Below are 17,164 nucleotides of genomic sequence, written 5' to 3' on the forward strand. Positions count from 1 at the left end.
AATCCGAAACGCTCAGGAAGATCGGCGACTTCCTCGCCGGCTGACCGCATTTGAAAAAGGAGGAGAAGACAATGAACAAACCCATCAAGCATGGCTCGTGGGGGACGACCACCGACTATCGCGACCTGCTGACGAAGATCGCGGAGATCGGGCCGGCCCTGGAAGCCAACGCCATCGCCGACGAGGAGAGCGGCGAACTGACTTCGGCCACGTTCGAGCTGCTGAAGCCGTTGCGCATGTCGCATATCTTCGCCGCGGAGAGCCTCGGCGGCGCGCAGTTGCGACCCACCCATGGTCTCGAACTGCTGGAGACGATCACCTGGTATTCGGGAGCGGCTGGCTGGGTTTCCATGGTGCATTGCTGCATCGGTGCGATGTCGGCGGCCTTTCTGCCGGACAGCGCGGTCGAGCGGCTTTTCGCGCCGGGCACCGACAACCGTTTCTCGGGGCAGGGCGCGCCGCTTGGCATGCTGAAGAAGGTCGACGGCGGCTACCGGCTGAACGGCAAGTGGAGCTATGGCAGCGGGTTCAGCCACGCCACCTATAGCCACAGTGCCGCCTTCGTCGATGACGGCACCGGCAAGCCCGCGAAGGACGACAAGGGCAATGTGATTATCATGTGCGCCCATGCGCCGATCTCGCAGCACAAGCAGCTCGGCAATTGGGACGTTCTGGGCCTCGGCGGCACCGGCAGCATCGACTATGCGGCCGAGGATGTCTTCATCGCCGACGATCTCGTCTTCCCGATCCTGACCGCACCGCCGCTGCGCCAAAAGGAGTTCTTCAGTCTCGGTGTCGTGGGCCTCGCCGCCATCGGTCATACCGGCTGGGCGCTCGGTACCGGGCGGCGGATGCTGGACGAGATCGCCAAGTTCGCCCGCACCAAATCCGGCCGCGCCGGACTGATCGGCGAGAGCGAGAAGTTCTGGCACGATTATGGCCGCGCCGAAGCCCGCTATCGCGCTGCCCGCGCCTTCGTCTTCGAAGTCTGGCGCGACATCGAGGCGACGGTCGAGGCCGGCAATAGCGTGTCGACGCGGCAGATCAGCCTTGTCCATCTGGCCAAATCCGAGATTCACGAGGTTGGCGTCGATATCTGCAACTTCGCCTACCGCGCTGGCGGCGGCGCATCGCTCCGCGCCGGTGTGATCCAGCGCACCTTCCGCGAGATGATGGTAGCGGCCAACCACTTCACCATCGCGCCGTCGATCGTCACCTCGGCCGGCCGCGACATCGGCGGCGTGTGGAGCGATCGAACCTGGCAGTTCTACGACCTGATCGAGAAGAAGTAGTTGCAAGGGCCGGACAGCGGACGCCGTCCGGCCCCTTTTTCATGCTGCAGAAGAGACATGTCGATGAGCATCCCGCACCCCATGACCAACGCCTTCCGCGAAGCCTTTCGCCACCATCCGGCCGGTGTCGCGGTCATCACTGCCGATCCCGGCGACAGGCCGGTGGCGATGACCGTGTCTTCGCTGATCTCGGTAAGTGCCGCGCCGCCGGTCGTCGCCTTCTCGCTCTCGATGAAATCGACTTCGTCCGAGCCCTTGCTGCGGGCCGAGACCATGGTGATCCACCTGCTGCGCTTCACTGATATCGACCTGGCGCAGCTCTGCGCGTCCAGCGGCGCGGAACGTTTCCCGCCGGGAGGCGCCTGGGCGCGGCTGCCCACCGGCGAACCGCGCTATACCGGCGTTTCGACCTGGTTCCGCGCCCGTCGGCTCGGCGTTCTGCCGATTGAGGGCGCGACACTGGTCGCGGCCGAACTCCTTGACGGCGAGGTACAGCCGGACGAGGTCCCCCCGGAGGCGCATTCGCTTGTTTATCTCGACCGTCGCTGGCATCGCCTGCACAAGGAACTGGACGGGGTGGCTGAGCTTCTTGAGTCGTCGCGTTTTCTTTGAAGGCGCCGAAGCGGTGCGGGTTGTCCGGTCGTTGCGCAGGAACTCGCAAAGCCAGTCGAAGCGCGTTCGGCGTCAATCGTACCGTGCTCTCTGGCTCCCAGCGCGGGGTTGAAGCCTATCCGGCCAGTTGGGCACTAGCCGGAACTTCGTCCGCATCGGATGCGGTACGAGGGGATGGCAATTTTCGTCGCAGATGACGTCAGACATATCCGCAAAATATCTCACGTATTGACGTTAACTTAACATGCTACTATGGTCTTTTTACCGCGTCGGATGCGTCGCTTTTGTATCACCGTTGCTCGTTGATTGTCGTCATGCCTGTCATCCCTATCCCAACCTGCAGGTTTGCCTTGCAGCGCCCTTCACCAGTTGCTGAAAGCGGCGGCGCCCATGCCCAGTTTGCTCGGAATCGATAACGGTCTCACGGTCACCAAGGCGGTGATCTTCGATGCCGATGGCACGCAGTTGTCGGTGGCGCGCCGGCGCGTCCCGCAGTCGATGCCCCATGCGCGCTGGGTGGAGCGCGACATGGCAAGGCTATGGCAAGCCACCGCCGATGCCATCCGCGAAGCGATCGCATTGTGCGGCCGGGCCGCCAACGATATCAAGGCGGTGGCGGCGACCGCACACGGCGATGGTCTCTATTTGCTCGACAAGGATCGCCGGCCGCTAGGCCCCGGTATCCTGTCGCTTGACAGCCGCGCCGGCGAGATTGTCGAACAATGGTCGGCGGATGGGGTCTTCCAAAATGCGTTGGCGCGTACCGGACAGGCGCCGCACGTTTCGGCTCCGTCGGCGCTGCTGGCCTGGATCAGGAAGAACCAACCCGACCGCTATGGCCGCATCGGGCATATACTGGCCTGCAAGGACTGGCTGCGCTTTTGCCTGACCGGCACGATCGGCACCGACCGTACCGAGGCCAGCACCTCATTCACGGATTTCCGCACGCAGGATTACGCGCTGGAAGCGATGCGCATCTTCGAACTGGACGATCTTTTCGACGCGCTGCCGCCGATGGCGCATTCGGCCGAGATCGCCGGCCACGTTACCGCCGAGGCCGCCGACATGACCGGCCTTGCCAAGGGGACACCAGTGGCGAGCGGCCTGCATGACGTAACTGCCTCCGCACTTGGCATGGGCGGCCATGAGGAGGGTGTGCTTGCCATTGTCGCCGGGACCTATTCCATCAACGAAGTGGTCTCTTCGCAACCGCGCGTCGACCCGCGTTGGCTCTGTCGCAACGCCATCGACGCCGGCCGCTGGAACAACATGGCGATCTCGCCGGCCTCGACCGCGAACTACGATTGGTTTCTCGACACGTTCTGCCGCTCGGAACAGGAGAGGGCATCGGTCGGTGGTGGCTCGATCCACGAGGTTTTGGCAACAGAGATCGACGAGGCGCTTAAAAAGCGGTCGACCATCCTGTTTCATCCCTATCTGTTCGGCTCCCCCTTTGGCGATGTCGCCAGCGGCAGCTTTGTCGGCCTTCATGGCTGGCACAATCGCGGCGATATGCTCAAGGCGGTTCTGGAGGGCATTGCTTTCAATCATCGTACCCATGTCGAAGCCTTGCGCGACGGCTTTGCCATCAGCGAAATCCGCCTGACCGGCGGCGGCTCGCGCAATCCGGCCTTCGTCCAGATGTTTGCCGATGTGTTGAACGCCCCGGTCATCGTTACCTCGACCGACGAGGCCGCGGCGTTTGGCGCTGCGCTTTGCGCGGGTGCGGCGGTTGGCATCTTCGCGACGCCGCAAGAAGGCGCCAGGCAAGTCGGCATGACCGCGCGCCAATACGAGCCAGTGCCGGCCTCGAGTGCTGTGTTCAACGAGCGCTTTTCCCTCTATGGCCGCATAGCCGGTGCGCTCGAACCGCATTGGCCTGACATCGAGAAACTGGCGCGGCCAGACACCGGGGGAAGCGCATGATCAAGGCCGACGAACGACGCGAAGAGATCGCCGATTATGTGATCAAGCTCGGCCAGGTACGCATCGACGATCTGGTCGAGCATTTCGGCGTGTCGCGTATGACCATCCACCGGCACATCGACCGGCTGGCGCAGCAGGGCGTGTTGCGCAAGCTGCACGGTGCGGTCACGGTTCAGCCTTCCGGTCTCTACGAAAGCGCCTTCCGCTACCGGGTGACGGTCAACCGTGCCGAAAAGGATGCTCTGGCGCGGACAGCACTCGATTATATCGAAGCTGGCCAGGTGGTGATGCTGGACGATTCGTCAACGGCAAATGCGGTCGCTACGCTCCTGCTCGACGTCAAGCCGCTGACCGTCATCACCAACTCAGTGGCGACGGCTGCACTGCTGACCCATGTCGACGAACTCGACTTCATCTGTCTCGGCGGCCAGTACCACAACACCTACAACGCCTATATCGGCATCGTCTGCGAGAACGCGGTGGCACAGCTTCGCGCCAATGTGCTGATCTGTTCGGCTTCGGCCATCACCGGAACCACCGCCTTCATCCAGGATCCCAATGTCGTGCGGGTCAAGCAGGCGATGATGGCCGCATCGGTCAAGCGTATCCTTCTGATCGACCATGCCAAGTTCGATAGGATCGCGCTGCATGTCTTCGATGATCTGACCAGCTTCGATGTCGTGCTGGCGACCGAAGGCCTGGGCGATGCGCGGGCGCAAGCCCTCGAACGGGCCGGCGTGAAGCTGCGCATCGTCAAGACGAAAGCGCCATGAGCTCGAGCGAAGCAATACGTACGGAAAATCCAGCCGGGCGTCTGGCCGCCATGGCCGGAGCCGGGGAGGTCGACGTCGTCATTCTTGGCGCCGGCATCAACGGGGCAGGGCTGTTTCGCGATCTGTGCGCGCAAGGCGTCAGCTGCCTGATCGTCGACAAGGCGGATTTCGGCTCCGGCACGAGTGCTGCGCCATCGCGGCTCATTCATGGCGGTCTGAAATATCTCGAAACCGGCGAGTTCAGGCTGGTGGCGCAGTCGACGCTCGAACGCAATTTGCTTTTGAAAAACGCGCCGCACTATGTCAGCCCGCTGCCAACGGTCATCCCGATCTTCTCCTGGAGCAAGGGCATGCTGGCGGCGCTGCGGACGCTGTTCGGCTCGACCAGCGCGCCGCGCAGCCGTGGCGCCGTCCTGATCAAGATCGGCCTGATGATCTATGATTTCTATGGCTCGCGAAACCAGGTCATGCCGCGTCACCGCATGGTCGGGCGGCGCCAGGCGCTCAGTGAGATGCCGGCGCTCGCCCCCTCGATCGTCGCCACCGGCACCTATTACGACGCCAAGATAAGCCACCCCGAGAGGCTCGTGCTCGAACTGATCCTCGATGGGCTGCAGGCAAACGAGGCCTCGGCCAGCGCGAACTACACGGCGCTGGCGAAGTCCGCCGATGGCGTGCTGACCTTCCAGCCGGAAAACGGCGCGGCCTTTTCGGTGCGGCCGAAGCTGGTGGTCAATGCCGCCGGTCCATGGATCGACGATGTCAACGATTCGCTAGGCGCGCCGTCGAAGATGATCGGCGGCACCAAGGGCTCGCACATCCTGTTGAAGCACGACGAGCTGGTCAAAAGCCTGGCCGGACGCATGCTGTATTTCGAAGCCGATGACGGCCGCATCTGCCTTGTCTACGACTATCTCGGCCTGGCGCTGGTCGGCTCCACCGACATCAAGGCCGACAACCCCGACGCGGTGCGCTGCGAACCTGACGAAGTCGAGTACCTGCTCGACAGCGTACGGACGCTGCTGCCGGGGATGGCGTTCGAGCGCGACCAGATCGTCTATGCCTATAGCGGCATCCGGCCGCTGCCGGCCTCGGATGCATCGGTGCCCGGCTTGATCAGCCGTGACCACTCGGCGCCCGTCGCCGAGCCGGATCGGAACAGACCTTTCGCAGTCATCTCGCTGATCGGCGGCAAGTGGACGACCTTTCGCGGCTTCGCCGAGGAAGTCGCCGACACCGTGCTCGGCCGCCTGCAGCGCAGCCGCAAGGTGACGACGCAGACCATGCCGATCGGCGGCGGCAGGGATTTCCCGGCTGATGCTGCAGCGCGAGCAAGTTGGCTGGCTCTGGCTCACTCGGAGACGGGCGCTGGAGAACGGCGTCTCGAGGCGCTGCTGTCGCGATATGGCACCAGAGCCACGCAGATCGCCACACATGAGCCGGATGATGAGGGCCGACTGCCGGATTCAGAAAGCTACAGCCGATCGGAAATTGACTACATCGTCCGCACCGAGTTCGTCGAACATCTGGCCGATATCGTCATGCGCCGCAGCACCCTGGCGATATCAGGGTCACTGACGGGCCGGGATCTGCAGGAGATTGCGACGATTGCCGGACGGGCGCTGGGCTGGAGCGCCGGGCGCCTCGCAGAGGAAGTCGAGGCCGCCGCCCTGGAACTCGAGGACCGGAACCTGATGCGGCTGGGCTGATCATTCCGTCGCCGATGCTCTTTCCCAAGGCAATCCGGTCGGTTTGCCTAAGGATGCGCCGCATCCCCAATCGCTCAACTCACAGGTGGATTGGGATTTTGCCGATGTCAGATATTATTATGGAGAAACAGCTAGTTAGAAAAAAATTAGATAGCCGATGGCTGTGCAATTCTACTGGCTCAGGCACGAAATAACACAGATTGACGTTAAATTAACATAGCCGTATGATCGAGTAACATGCTCACCTCCTAATAGGTCGATGTTGCCCGCCGAAATGCCGGCAGACCGGCGTTTCGGGAAGGGCGAGACCTGTGAATTCCCCATATGTGCATGCGCCAAATCCGGCGAGGGATTGACAGCGATGCAGGGATGTGAAAATTTTTGCACACAAAGATAATAATATCATCTCAGGGAGGAGATGTCTTGAAATCCGGCGGAGCCACTAACCGCGATCATGAGTCCAGCCTCGCCACCCGCGCGGCCTGGCTTCACTATGCCGGGGGTCTGACGCAGGCCCAGGTGGCCAAGCGGCTCGGCCTGACCAGCCTCAAGGCGCATCGGCTCATCACCCGGGCCACCCAGGATGGCCTTGTCAGGGTGATCATCGACGGCGATGTCGGCGAATGCATCGACCTCGAGCAGCAGCTGATCACTGCTTACGGGCTCGACTACTGCGAGGTTGTTCCTGATCTCGATCAGGACGAGCTGCCGCTGAAGGCGCTTGGGATCGCCGGCGCTCAGTTTCTGAAACGAGAGATCGATCGCGGCGAGGACATGCTGATCGGCGTCGGCCATGGCCGTACCCTTGCCGCAAGCGTCGAGTATCTGACGCGCACCGCCGCTGCCCATATCCGTTTCGTCTCGCTGCTTGGCGGCGTGACGCGCAAATTCGCGGCCAACCCGCACGATGTCATGCATCGGCTGGCCGAGCGGACCGGCGCGCAGGCTTATGTGATGCCGGTGCCTTTCGTCGCCAACACCGCCGAGGACCGTGAAGTGCTGCTTGGTCAGCGCGGCATTAGCGATGTCTTCGACCTCGCAAGCCGGTCCGACCTGATGTTCGTCGGCATAGGGACCGCCGAGCGGGAAGCTTCGTTGGTCGCTACCGGCATGATCGAACATTCCGAAATCGATGAGGTGAAACGCGATGGCGGCGTCGGCGAGCTGCTCGCCCACTTCTTCGACGACAAGGGGCGCCCGGTGGAAACGGCGCTGTCGGACAGAATTCTCGCGCTTCCGCGGGACCAGTTGAAGGGCCGCCGGATCGTCGCCGTCGCCGGCGGCAAGATCAAAGTGCGTGCCATCAAAGCGGTGCTCGAAAGCCGCTATCTGAGCGGCCTGATCACCGACGAGTCCACCGCTCGTGCCCTTGTCGAACAGAACAAACCCAATGGCGCGAAGCGCCATGTGAACGGAGGATCGTCAAATGCGTGACAAGCGCGGATCAGCCTTGCTGGCGGTTGCGTCATGAGCGCGAAAGCCGCCACCGCATCGACCAGGCCGGCTTCGCCCGCCCTGCGTCGGGCACTTGCCGGCGCCGCGGTTGTCGTCCTGCTCGGCGCCATGGCGCTCGACACCAAGGTGGTCAGGATCGGCTCTGCCGGCGATGTCCGCAGCGCCGTCTTTTCCGCCGCTGACTACGGCAAGTCGGAGTTTCCCAAGGTGCAGGCCGATGTCGAGGCACGCGCCGCCGACGCGGTGACGGTGGCTGCTGCTATCGCCAAGGACAGGGCGACGGCGGAAAAGGAATATGGCGTGCCAGCGGGCGTCGGACCGGTCATCTCGGTCAAGTTCACCGGTGTCGTCGGCGAAGGAAAATCCGGCATCTACAAGGTCGCCGTCGAAGGCGTGCCGGACACGCTGATGATCCGGGTGCAAACGGGACCGGCGATCAACGGCACCGAGCTTCGCGACGCCACCGGCAAGATCACATTCGGCCAGTTCACCAACCAGATCGAATACCAGGACGCCGGTTCGGCGTTGAACAACGAGATGAAGAAGGAAGTCCTGGCCAAGGTCGACACCAGCACCTTGACCGGCAAGACCGTATCGGTGGTAGGCGCATTCAAGCTGGTCAACCCGAAGAGCTGGCTGGTCACTCCGGTGAGGCTGGAGGTCAAATGAGCGCGGCTGCAGACACCGGACCCGCGACCGGCGACGCCGTGCTTTCGGCGCGCAACATCGTCATGTCGTATGGCGGCGTTCATGCGCTCAAGGGCGTCAATTTCGACATCCATCGCGGCAAGGTCACGACGCTGTTCGGCGAGAACGGCGCCGGCAAGTCGACGCTGATGAAGATCCTGTCCGGCGTCGTCACGCCGACATCCGGCGACATCGTGCTCGACGGCAATCTCGTCAGCTTCTCCTCATCCTCGGACGCGCGCGATCGCGGCATCTCGATCATCCACCAGGAACTCAGCCTGGCGCCGAACCTCAGCGTTCGCGACAACATCTTCATGGGCCGCGAACTGCGCACCAGAACCGGCCTCGACTTCGCCGAAGAATCGCGCCAGGCGCGCGCGCTGATGGCCGATCTCGAAGAGGACATCGACCCGATGACTCTCGTCGAGGATCTGCGCCTGGGTCAACAGCAGATCGTCGAGATCGCGCGGGCGCTGTCGGTCGATTCACGCATCCTCATCATGGACGAGCCGACCTCCGCGCTCAGTGCAACCGAGGTCGAGGTGCTGTTCAAGGTGATCCGCGATCTGACCAGCCGCGGCGTCTCCATCGTCTACATTTCACATCACCTCGAAGAAGCGCTGCAGATCACCGACTACGCCGTTGTCCTGCGCGACGGCGCCATAACGGCAACGGCCGAAGCCAGGGACATCGACCTCGAGTGGATCGTGCGCAACATGGTCGGCGAGAATTTCGATCTCGGCTCGCCGCCGACCGGTCATGCGTTCGGCGAGGTCGCCCTTTCGATCGAGGACGTCAGCGTCGTTGACACTTCGGGCTCGGGCTATTCCGTCGTCGATCACCTGTCGCTGGACGTCAGGGCCGGCGAGATCGTCTGCATCTATGGGCTAATGGGCGCCGGGCGCACGGAATTGCTGGAGGCCGTCGCCGGACGAGTGCCGATGGCGGGCGGTCGCGCGCTTCTGGAAGGCGAGGACGTCTCGGGGTTGAGCATTGCCCAGCGCATCTCCAGAGGGCTTGTGCTGGTCCCCGAGGACCGCCAGCGCGACGGGCTGGTGCAAACGATGACCGTCGGCCGCAATCTCTCGCTTGCCAGCATCGAGGCGTTCGCCAAGGGGCTGTTTCTGTCCCGTTCCAGGGAGCGAGAGCTGGTCGAAGACTCGATCCGCAAGGTGACTGTCAAGACCGCAGGTGGCAACGCCATGATCGGATCGCTGTCGGGTGGCAATCAGCAGAAGGTCGTCATCGGCAAGATGCTGACGACCAAGCCCAAGGTCATCCTCCTCGACGAGCCGAGCCGCGGCATCGATGTTGGCGCCAAGGCCGAGGTCTTCCGCTTGTTGAGCGAACGCGCCGCTCAAGGGCTTGCGGTCGTCTTCTCGACCTCTGAGGTCAACGAATGCCTCAGCATTGCCCACCGCATCGTCGTCATGCGGCGTGGCAGGATTTCAGCTGAATTCGGCGCCAACGCCACCAAAGAGCAGATCATGGCCGCCTCCGGCGAAGCCGTGGTCGCCTGATCACCAGAATTTCGGAGCCCAGACCCATGACCGACGTCAGCCAGGCCAGAAAACAGTCCAGTCCAAGCGCGAGCGAAGGCTTCGATCTCGCCAAGTTGCTGCTCGAGGGCCGGGCCTTCTTTGCCCTGATCGTCATCATCGTCGTCTTCTCGATCCTGTCGCCCTACTACCTCTCGGTGGCGAACTTCCTGACCATGGCTTCGCATGTCGCCATCTTCGGAATCCTCGCGATCGGCATGCTGCTCGTCATCCTCAATGGCGGCATCGATCTGTCGGTGGGGTCGACGCTGGGTTTGGCCGGCGTCGTTGCCGGATTCCTGATGCAAGGGGTGACGCTGACCTGGCTGGGCGTCGTTCTCTATCCGCCGGTCTGGGTGGTTGCGGTGCTGGCCTGCATGCTGGGCGCGGTCGTCGGGCTGATCAACGGCGTGCTCATTGCGCGCTTCAAGGTTCCGGCGTTCGTCGCCACGCTCGGCGTCATGTACATGGCGCGCGGCCTGGCGCTGCTGATGACCAGCGGCCTGACCTATAACAATCTCGGCGGCAAGCCGGAGCTCGGAAACACCGGCTTCGATGCGCTTGGCTTCAACCGCTTGTTCGGCGTGCCGACGGGCGTCGTGGTTCTCGTGGTCATCGCGCTGATCGGCAGCATCGTGTTGAACCGCACCGCCTTCGGGCGCTGGCTCTACGCCTCGGGCGGCAACGAGCGCGCGGCCGAACTGTCCGGCGTTCCGGTCAAGACGGTGCAGATTTCGGTCTATGTGCTGTCAGGCATCTGCGCCGCTATTGCCGGCCTGATCCTGTCATCGCAGTTGACGTCGGCGGGACCGACCGCGGGCACCACCTACGAATTGACGGCCATCGCGGCCGTCGTCATCGGCGGCGCGGCACTGACCGGCGGCCGTGGCAACATCCGCGGAACCCTGCTCGGGGCCTTCGTCATCGGCTTCCTGTCCGACGGTCTGGTGATCATCGGCATCTCATCCTACTGGCAGACAGTGTTCACGGGCGCGGTCATCGTGCTCGCCGTGCTCCTCAATGCCGTTCAGTATCGCCGCCGTAGCAAGCTCCCAAGCGCGACAGGTGGCCAACCGACTTCTCAGAAACGGGGGAAGGCCGAACCGGCCAATCCTGCCCAAGGGAAGATTGCCAGGTGAACTGGCAGCAACACCGCGTAATCATTGGAGGAATGTACATGAAAACCATGCTGAAAAGTCTGCTCGCCGCCGCGATGGTCGTCGGGTTCACGGCCGCCGCGTCAGCCGCGGGCCTGATCTCGATCATCGTCAACGATCCGGCCAACCCCTACTGGCTGACTGAGGGCAACGTCGCCAAGGCCGAGGCCGAGAAGCTTGGCTATACAGCCAATGTCGGCGCCCACAAGGGCGATACCAATACCGAAAGCAATTTGATCGACACCGCCATCACCAACAAGTCGGTGGCGATCATCCTCGATCCGGCCAACGCTGACGGCTCTGTCGGTGCGGTGAAGAAGGCGATTGCAGCCAACATCCCGGTGTTCCTCGTCAATGCCGAGATCAATCAGGAAGGCCTCGCCAAGGGTCAGCTCGTTTCCAACAACGCGCAAGGCGCTGCTCTCGGTGCCCAGCAGTGGGTGCAGGCCGTCGGCGAAAAGGGCAAATATGTCGAACTGCTCGGCGCCCCGTCTGACAACAACGCCGCTACGCGCTCGAACGGTTACGCGACTGTGCTGAGCCAGTACCCGGATCTCGAAAAGGCTGCTTCGCAGGTCGCCAACTGGGATCGTACCCAGGGCCACGACAAGATGCAGAGCATGCTGCAGGCCAATCCCGACATCATCGCCGTGATCAGCGGCAATGACGAGATGGCGCTTGGCGCGGTTGCGGCGCTGAAGGAAGCCGGCAAGCTCGCCGGCATCAAGGTCGGCGGCTTCGACGGCTCCCCGGATGCGGTTGCGGCGATCAAGTCCGGCGAACTGCAGTACACCGTGCTTCAGCCGGTCGCCATCTTCTCGGCCAAGGCCGTGCAGCAGGCGGACTCGTTCATCAAGACAGGTGCCACCGGTGCGGCGACCGAGAAGCAGCTGTTCGATTGCCTTCTCATCACCAAGGACAATGTCGACAAGTACACCGCACCCTTCGTGCTGTCTGAGTAATACCTGTACAGGGGGTGTCCTTGCGGACACTCCCTGCCTCTTCTACGAAATGACTGCCCTCGTGAACCGCCTTCGCAACCAACCGGAATTTGCGGCATGAAAGACCTGCTGATCGGCATCGACGCGGGAACGTCGGTGATCAAATCGATCGCTTTCGACCTGTCCGGGCGGCAGCTCGCCATGACGTCGGTGCCCAACAGCTTCGTCACGCTGGAAGGCGGCGGCGCCGAGCAGGACCTCGACCAGACCTGGCGCGACATGGCGCGGACCGTTCGCGATCTCGCGGCCAAGGTTCCCGACCTCGCGCAACGAACCGCAGCGGTGGCCATCACCGGGCAGGGCGACGGAACCTGGCTGATCGATGGCGAGGGCTTGCCTGTCTCGCGCGCCTGGCTGTGGCTCGATGCCCGCGCTGGACATTTGGTGGACGAGATGCGCGCCGATCCCCGGGATCGCAGGCGGTTCGAGTTGACCGGCACGGGTCTCAATTCCTGCCAGCAAGGCGCCCAGCTTGCCTTCATGAAAAAAAACTATTCCGACATGCTGGAGCGGGCGGCGACCGCCCTGCATTGCAAGGATTGGCTCTACTTCAAGATGACAGGCGAACGCGCCACGGATCCCTCCGAGGGAACCTTCACCTTCGGCGATTTTCGGTCGCGCAGCTATTCCGACGAAGCCCTCGACATCCTGGATCTGACGACGCATCGCCGCCTGTTGCCTCCCATGCTCGAAGGCACCACCGACCATCATCCGCTGTCGCGGTCGGCGGCGGCAGAGACCGGCCTGCTCGAAGGCACGCCGGTGGTGCTGGGTTACGTCGATATGGTCATGACGGCGCTCGGAGCCGGCCTCTATGATCCCTCGGGCAATGTCGGCTGCACGGTCATCGGCTCGACCGGCATACACACACGCTTTGCCGCCACTCCCGACGATGTCGTGCTGAACGACGATGGCTCCGGCTACACGATCGCCATGCCTATTCCAGGCGCCTTTGCCCAATTGCAGTCCAACATGGCGGCGACGCTCAACATAGATTGGGTGCTTGGCCTAGCGCGCGACGTGCTCGCCACGGCTGGCGGCAAGCCTTCTCATGACGAGTTGCTGAAGGCCCTCGACGCTTGGGTGGAAGCATCGGAGCCTGGTTCGCTGATCTACCAGCCTTATATATCGCTGGCCGGTGAAAGAGGACCGTTCGTCGATCCTGACGCACGCGCGGGATTCATCGGCCTTTCGGTCAAGCATGGCTTTGGCGATCTGGCGCGCGGCGTCCTCGAGGGACTGGCCTTCGCCGCACGCGATTGCTACCAGGCGATGGGCGCCGTGCCGGGCGAAATCCGCCTGTCGGGCGGCGCCGCGCGCAGCCCGTCCCTACGCCGCATCATCGCAGCGGCGACAAGGGCACAGGTGCGCACCAGCAGTCGCCAGGAAGCCGGCGCGGCAGGCGCCGCGATGATGGCCGCGGTCGGCCTCGGCGTCTATGGCTCGATGGAAGACTGCGCCGCCGAATGGGTGACGCCGCTTCTCGGCGACTGCGATGCCTATGACGAGGCGCTTTCGCAAACCTACGATGCCCTCTTCCCTTCCTTCGTTGCAGCGCGTCAGGCGCTTCGGCCGGTGTGGAAGGGCATGGCGCACCGCACAGGAGCAGGATCTTGAGCAATACAACAGATGTCGTCGATCTCTTCGTGATCGGCGGCGGCGTCAATGGAGCCGGCATAGCGCGTGATGCGGCAGGTCGCGGGCTGTCCGTCATCCTGTGCGAAAAGGACGATCTCGCGCAAGGCACGAGCTCGCGCTCCGGCAAGCTGGTGCATGGCGGCCTGCGCTACCTCGAATATTATGAATTCCGGCTGGTTCGCGAAGCACTGATCGAACGCGAGGTGCTGCTCGAGGCGGCGCCGCACATCATCTGGCCGATGCGCTTCGTTCTTCCGCACAGCCCGCAAGACAGGCCGGCATGGCTGGTCCGGCTCGGGCTGTTTCTCTACGACCACCTTGGCGGCCGTAAACGCCTGCCGGGGACAAGAACACTGAACCTCAAGACTGCGCCGGAAGGTGCGCCAATCAAGGACGAGTTCAAGCGCGGTTTCGAATATTCCGACTGCTGGGTCGACGATGCGCGCCTGGTGCTGCTCAACGCTCTGGATGCCCGGCAGCGCGGTGCCAGAGTGCTCACGCGCACCGCCTGTGTCGCGGCCCGTCGCGAAAACGGACTGTGGTCGATCGACATGCAGGATGGTCGCACGGGTTCGGTGACGAAGGTCCGGGCGCGGGCGCTGGTCAACGCGGCAGGCCCCTGGGTCAACGACATTGTCAGCCGCGTCGCCGGCCAGAATTCCACCCGCAATGTTCGTCTGGTGAAGGGCAGCCATATCGTCGTGCCCAAATTCTGGGAGGGGCGGCAAGCCTATCTCATTCAGAACAACGACAAGCGGGTGATCTTCGTCAATCCGTATGAGAACGATCTGGCGCTGATTGGCACCACCGACATTCCCTACGAAGGCAGGCCCGAGGAAGTGGTCGCCGAGGCCAGCGAAGTCGACTATCTGATCAAGGTGGTCAATCGCTATTTCAAGCGGCAGCTGACGCCACAGGACGTGGTCTACAGTTTCTCGGGCGTGCGTCCGCTCTATGACGACAATGCCGACAATCCAAGCGCGGTGACGCGCGACTATATTTTCGAACTCGACGCCTCCAACGGCAACGCGCCGCTGCTTTCGGTATTCGGCGGCAAGATCACCACCTTCCGCAAGCTGTCGGAACACGCGCTGGAAAAGATCCAGCCGTTTTTTCCGATGATGAAGAAAGCCTGGACGGCCAAAATTCCCTTGCCGGGAGGCGACCTGCCCAATGCGGACTTCGAGCAGTTCCTGAGCGATCTGCATTCCGAGTTTTCATGGCTCAGCCCGTCGCTGGTGAAGCATTACGCGCGAAGCTATGGCACCCGCGCCAGGCAATTGCTCGCTGGCGCACAGCGCGAAGCCGATCTCGGCCGCCGCTTCGGTCCCGATCTATATGAACGGGAGGCAAGGTTCCTGGCCGAGACCGAATGGGCCGGCACATCAGCCGATATACTGGAACGCCGCACCAAACATGGCCTGCATATCGATGCGGCCGAACGGAAAGCATTCGAAGACTGGTTCGATAACATCATGGCGACGGCGGACTGATGGCCTTCACGCTTTCCCTCAACACCAATCCGCTGGTCAATCGTTTCGCCGATCCAGACGATCTGATCGATGCGATCGCCTATGGCATCGGCATCCGCGACGTGCAGCTGACGCATGAATTCGTCAATCCGGGCTGGCCGGCGGCGACGATTGCCAAATTCCTGCGCCGGTTCAACAGCGCCTTGGCGCGGACCGGTGTCAAGATCACCTCCGGCATGACGGGGCCTTATGGCCGGCTCAACCATTTCGGCCACCCGGATGCGGATGTGCGGCGCTATTATGTCGACTGGTTCAAGACCTTCGCCGATATTTCCGCGGAACTCGGTGCGTCGGGCATGGGCACGCAGTTCGCCATCTTCACCCACAAGGACTTTGACCATCCGCAACGGCGGGCAGCGCTTCTCGATATCGCCCTCGAGTGCTGGCGCGAGGTGGCCGAACACGCCAAGGCGGCGGGTCTGACATACCTGTTCTGGGAGCCGATGTCGGTCGGCCGCGAGTTCGGCCACACGATCGAAAGCTGCGCCACGCTGCAAGGCGCCATCGATGCGGCGAAGCTGCCCATACCGATGAAGATGATGGTGGATATCGACCATGGCGACGTGACCTCGGCCGATCCTGCCGATACCGATCCCTATGCTTGGGCGAAAGCGTTTCCATTGCAATCGCCGATCATCCACATCAAGCAGTCTTCCATGAACAAGGGCGGGCACTGGCCGTTCACGGCCGCCTACAACAAGGACGGCCGCATAGTGCCGCAGAAGCTGCTGGACGCGGTTCGGCAGGGCGGTGGAACCGACAATGAAATTTGCCTTGAACTTTCCTTCAGGGAGAGGGAACCAGTCGACCATCAGGTTATCGAGATGATCCGCGAGTCGGTGGATTTCTGGGCCCCTCATATCGACAGCGGTCGCGACAGTCTCAAGCCCCGGACCTGAGCGAATACGTCGCCCGAAAGCCGGCTTCGGCCGCAAAAGTATCGAAGGAGAAGAAGAATGGCCCCATATTGGGTCGGCACGAGCTGGAAGATGAACAAGACGCTGTCGGAGGCGTTGCAGTTCGCCGATGCGCTGGCGGCCTTTGTGCCCGATTTCGATCTGGCAATACAGCCCTTCGTCATTCCGCCGTTCACCGCAGCGCGCCAGGTCAAGGCCGCGCTGGCCAACACCCGCGTCAAGATCGGTGCCCAGAACATGCATTGGGCCGATGCTGGCGCCTGGACGGGGGAGATCTCGCCGGTGATGTTGAAAGATTGCGGGCTGGATGTGATCGAACTCGGCCATAGCGAGCGCCGCGAGCATTTCGGCGAGGCCGATGCGACTGTGGGACTAAAAACGGCGGCCGCTGTCAGGCACGGTTTCGTGCCGCTGATCTGCGTCGGCGAGACGCTGGCTGAGCGTGAATCAGGCCGCGCCGAGGCGGTGCTGACGGCACAGGTTCTCGGCGCGCTGCAAGAGCTGAGCGGCGATCAACTGAAGGCGGAAATCCTCTTTGCCTACGAGCCCGTCTGGGCAATCGGCGAGAAGGGCATTCCCGCAAGCGCCGACTATGCCGACAGGCAGCAACAGCTGATCAAGAAGGTTGCCGCCGACCGGCTGCCGATTGCTCCACCTGTGCTTTATGGTGGCAGCGTCAATCCAGGCAACGCGGCCGAACTCATCGGCCAGCCGCATATCGATGGCCTGTTCATCGGCCGCTCGGCGTGGCAAGCGGAAGGCTATATCGACATTCTGAAAAAGGCGTCGGCCGCCATCGCGCGCTGACTGCCAAAAGACCTAGCAAAGGAGCTCATCATCATGAAGATCGCACTCGGAGCCGACAGCGCCGGCAAGCCGCTGCTCGACGTCATCGCCAAGCATCTCGCCACCAAGCCGGAACTGCAG

At 62.8% G+C, this 17,164-nt stretch carries 14 protein-coding genes and 1 pseudogene; all 15 read left to right on the forward strand.

Going from position 1 to position 17,164, the window contains the following annotated elements:
* Nucleotides 1–71 precede the first annotated feature (71 nt).
* Entirely contained in the window at nucleotides 72–1,292 is a 1,221-nt protein-coding gene (locus EN906_RS05045; protein WP_127266423.1) for an acyl-CoA dehydrogenase family protein, read from the forward strand.
* 57 nt (nucleotides 1,293–1,349) lie between these two features.
* Nucleotides 1,350–1,904, forward strand: coding sequence for a flavin reductase family protein (locus tag EN906_RS05050; protein ID WP_236383135.1), 555 nt, complete (start codon nucleotides 1,350–1,352; stop codon nucleotides 1,902–1,904).
* Between the two features lie 390 nt (nucleotides 1,905–2,294).
* Nucleotides 2,295–3,830: an FGGY-family carbohydrate kinase gene (locus EN906_RS05055; RefSeq protein WP_127269806.1), complete on the forward strand. Its 1,536-nt coding sequence runs from the start codon at nucleotides 2,295–2,297 to the stop codon at nucleotides 3,828–3,830.
* A complete protein-coding gene (locus EN906_RS05060) occupies nucleotides 3,827–4,603 on the forward strand; it encodes a DeoR/GlpR family DNA-binding transcription regulator (RefSeq protein ID WP_127269804.1) in 777 nt (258 codons plus the stop codon). Before EN906_RS05055 ends, EN906_RS05060 begins: the two co-directional genes overlap by 4 nt.
* Nucleotides 4,604–4,653: 50 nt before the next feature.
* Nucleotides 4,654–6,312, forward strand: a complete 1,659-nt coding sequence (locus EN906_RS05065) for a glycerol-3-phosphate dehydrogenase/oxidase (RefSeq protein ID WP_164748772.1) — start codon at nucleotides 4,654–4,656, stop codon at nucleotides 6,310–6,312.
* Nucleotides 6,313–6,735: 423 nt separating this feature from the next.
* Complete coding sequence (locus tag EN906_RS05070) at nucleotides 6,736–7,746, forward strand: sugar-binding transcriptional regulator (protein WP_127269800.1); 1,011 nt, start codon at nucleotides 6,736–6,738, stop codon at nucleotides 7,744–7,746.
* A 33-nt stretch (nucleotides 7,747–7,779) separates the two neighbouring features.
* A complete protein-coding gene (locus EN906_RS05075; protein WP_127269798.1) occupies nucleotides 7,780–8,436 on the forward strand; it encodes a DUF2291 domain-containing protein in 657 nt (218 codons plus the stop codon).
* Nucleotides 8,433–9,974, forward strand: coding sequence for a sugar ABC transporter ATP-binding protein (locus EN906_RS05080; protein WP_127269796.1), 1,542 nt, complete (start codon nucleotides 8,433–8,435; stop codon nucleotides 9,972–9,974). Before EN906_RS05075 ends, EN906_RS05080 begins: the two co-directional genes overlap by 4 nt.
* A gap of 26 nt (nucleotides 9,975–10,000) precedes the next feature.
* The gene (locus EN906_RS05085; RefSeq protein ID WP_127268473.1) at nucleotides 10,001–11,131 is read left to right on the forward strand and encodes an ABC transporter permease; all 1,131 of its coding nucleotides are present in this window, start codon (nucleotides 10,001–10,003) and stop codon (nucleotides 11,129–11,131) included.
* Nucleotides 11,132–11,163: 32 nt separating this feature from the next.
* Nucleotides 11,164–12,111 carry a D-ribose ABC transporter substrate-binding protein gene (locus EN906_RS05090; protein WP_023756738.1) on the forward strand — a complete coding sequence of 316 codons (948 nt, stop codon included), beginning with the start codon at nucleotides 11,164–11,166 and terminating at the stop codon, nucleotides 12,109–12,111.
* A gap of 96 nt (nucleotides 12,112–12,207) precedes the next feature.
* On the forward strand, nucleotides 12,208–13,767 hold the full coding sequence (locus tag EN906_RS05095) for an FGGY-family carbohydrate kinase (RefSeq protein ID WP_127268472.1): 1,560 nt from the start codon (nucleotides 12,208–12,210) through the stop codon (nucleotides 13,765–13,767).
* Nucleotides 13,764–15,281 carry a glycerol-3-phosphate dehydrogenase gene (locus EN906_RS05100; RefSeq protein ID WP_127268471.1) on the forward strand — a complete coding sequence of 506 codons (1,518 nt, stop codon included), beginning with the start codon at nucleotides 13,764–13,766 and terminating at the stop codon, nucleotides 15,279–15,281. The genes EN906_RS05095 and EN906_RS05100 overlap by 4 nt, the downstream gene beginning before the upstream one ends.
* On the forward strand, nucleotides 15,281–16,219 hold the full coding sequence (locus tag EN906_RS05105; protein WP_127268470.1) for a TIM barrel protein: 939 nt from the start codon (nucleotides 15,281–15,283) through the stop codon (nucleotides 16,217–16,219). Before EN906_RS05100 ends, EN906_RS05105 begins: the two co-directional genes overlap by 1 nt.
* A 57-nt stretch (nucleotides 16,220–16,276) precedes the next feature.
* Complete coding sequence (locus tag EN906_RS05110) at nucleotides 16,277–17,044, forward strand: triose-phosphate isomerase (RefSeq protein WP_127269794.1); 768 nt, start codon at nucleotides 16,277–16,279, stop codon at nucleotides 17,042–17,044.
* A 33-nt stretch (nucleotides 17,045–17,077) separates the two neighbouring features.
* Nucleotides 17,078–17,164 (forward strand): annotated as a pseudogene (locus EN906_RS38110) (ribose-5-phosphate isomerase); the annotation flags it as partial.

This window comes from Mesorhizobium sp. M7A.F.Ca.CA.004.06.1.1, assembly GCF_003999135.1.
Lineage (GTDB): Bacteria > Pseudomonadota > Alphaproteobacteria > Rhizobiales > Rhizobiaceae > Mesorhizobium.

What these genes read in the sequence shown, in the direction of transcription:
- EN906_RS05045 (WP_127266423.1), top strand. Translation starts at nt 72, where the DNA reads ATGAACAAACCCATCAAGCATGGCTCGTGGGGGACGACCACCGACTAT.
- EN906_RS05050 (WP_236383135.1), top strand. Translation starts at nt 1,350, where the DNA reads ATGTCGATGAGCATCCCGCACCCCATGACCAACGCCTTCCGCGAAGCC.
- EN906_RS05055 (WP_127269806.1), top strand. Translation starts at nt 2,295, where the DNA reads ATGCCCAGTTTGCTCGGAATCGATAACGGTCTCACGGTCACCAAGGCG.
- EN906_RS05060 (WP_127269804.1), top strand. Translation starts at nt 3,827, where the DNA reads ATGATCAAGGCCGACGAACGACGCGAAGAGATCGCCGATTATGTGATC.
- EN906_RS05065 (WP_164748772.1), top strand. Translation starts at nt 4,654, where the DNA reads ATGGCCGGAGCCGGGGAGGTCGACGTCGTCATTCTTGGCGCCGGCATC.
- EN906_RS05075 (WP_127269798.1), top strand. Translation starts at nt 7,780, where the DNA reads ATGAGCGCGAAAGCCGCCACCGCATCGACCAGGCCGGCTTCGCCCGCC.
- EN906_RS05080 (WP_127269796.1), top strand. Translation starts at nt 8,433, where the DNA reads ATGAGCGCGGCTGCAGACACCGGACCCGCGACCGGCGACGCCGTGCTT.
- EN906_RS05085 (WP_127268473.1), top strand. Translation starts at nt 10,001, where the DNA reads ATGACCGACGTCAGCCAGGCCAGAAAACAGTCCAGTCCAAGCGCGAGC.
- EN906_RS05090 (WP_023756738.1), top strand. Translation starts at nt 11,164, where the DNA reads ATGTACATGAAAACCATGCTGAAAAGTCTGCTCGCCGCCGCGATGGTC.
- EN906_RS05095 (WP_127268472.1), top strand. Translation starts at nt 12,208, where the DNA reads ATGAAAGACCTGCTGATCGGCATCGACGCGGGAACGTCGGTGATCAAA.
- EN906_RS05105 (WP_127268470.1), top strand. Translation starts at nt 15,281, where the DNA reads ATGGCCTTCACGCTTTCCCTCAACACCAATCCGCTGGTCAATCGTTTC.
- EN906_RS05110 (WP_127269794.1), top strand. Translation starts at nt 16,277, where the DNA reads ATGGCCCCATATTGGGTCGGCACGAGCTGGAAGATGAACAAGACGCTG.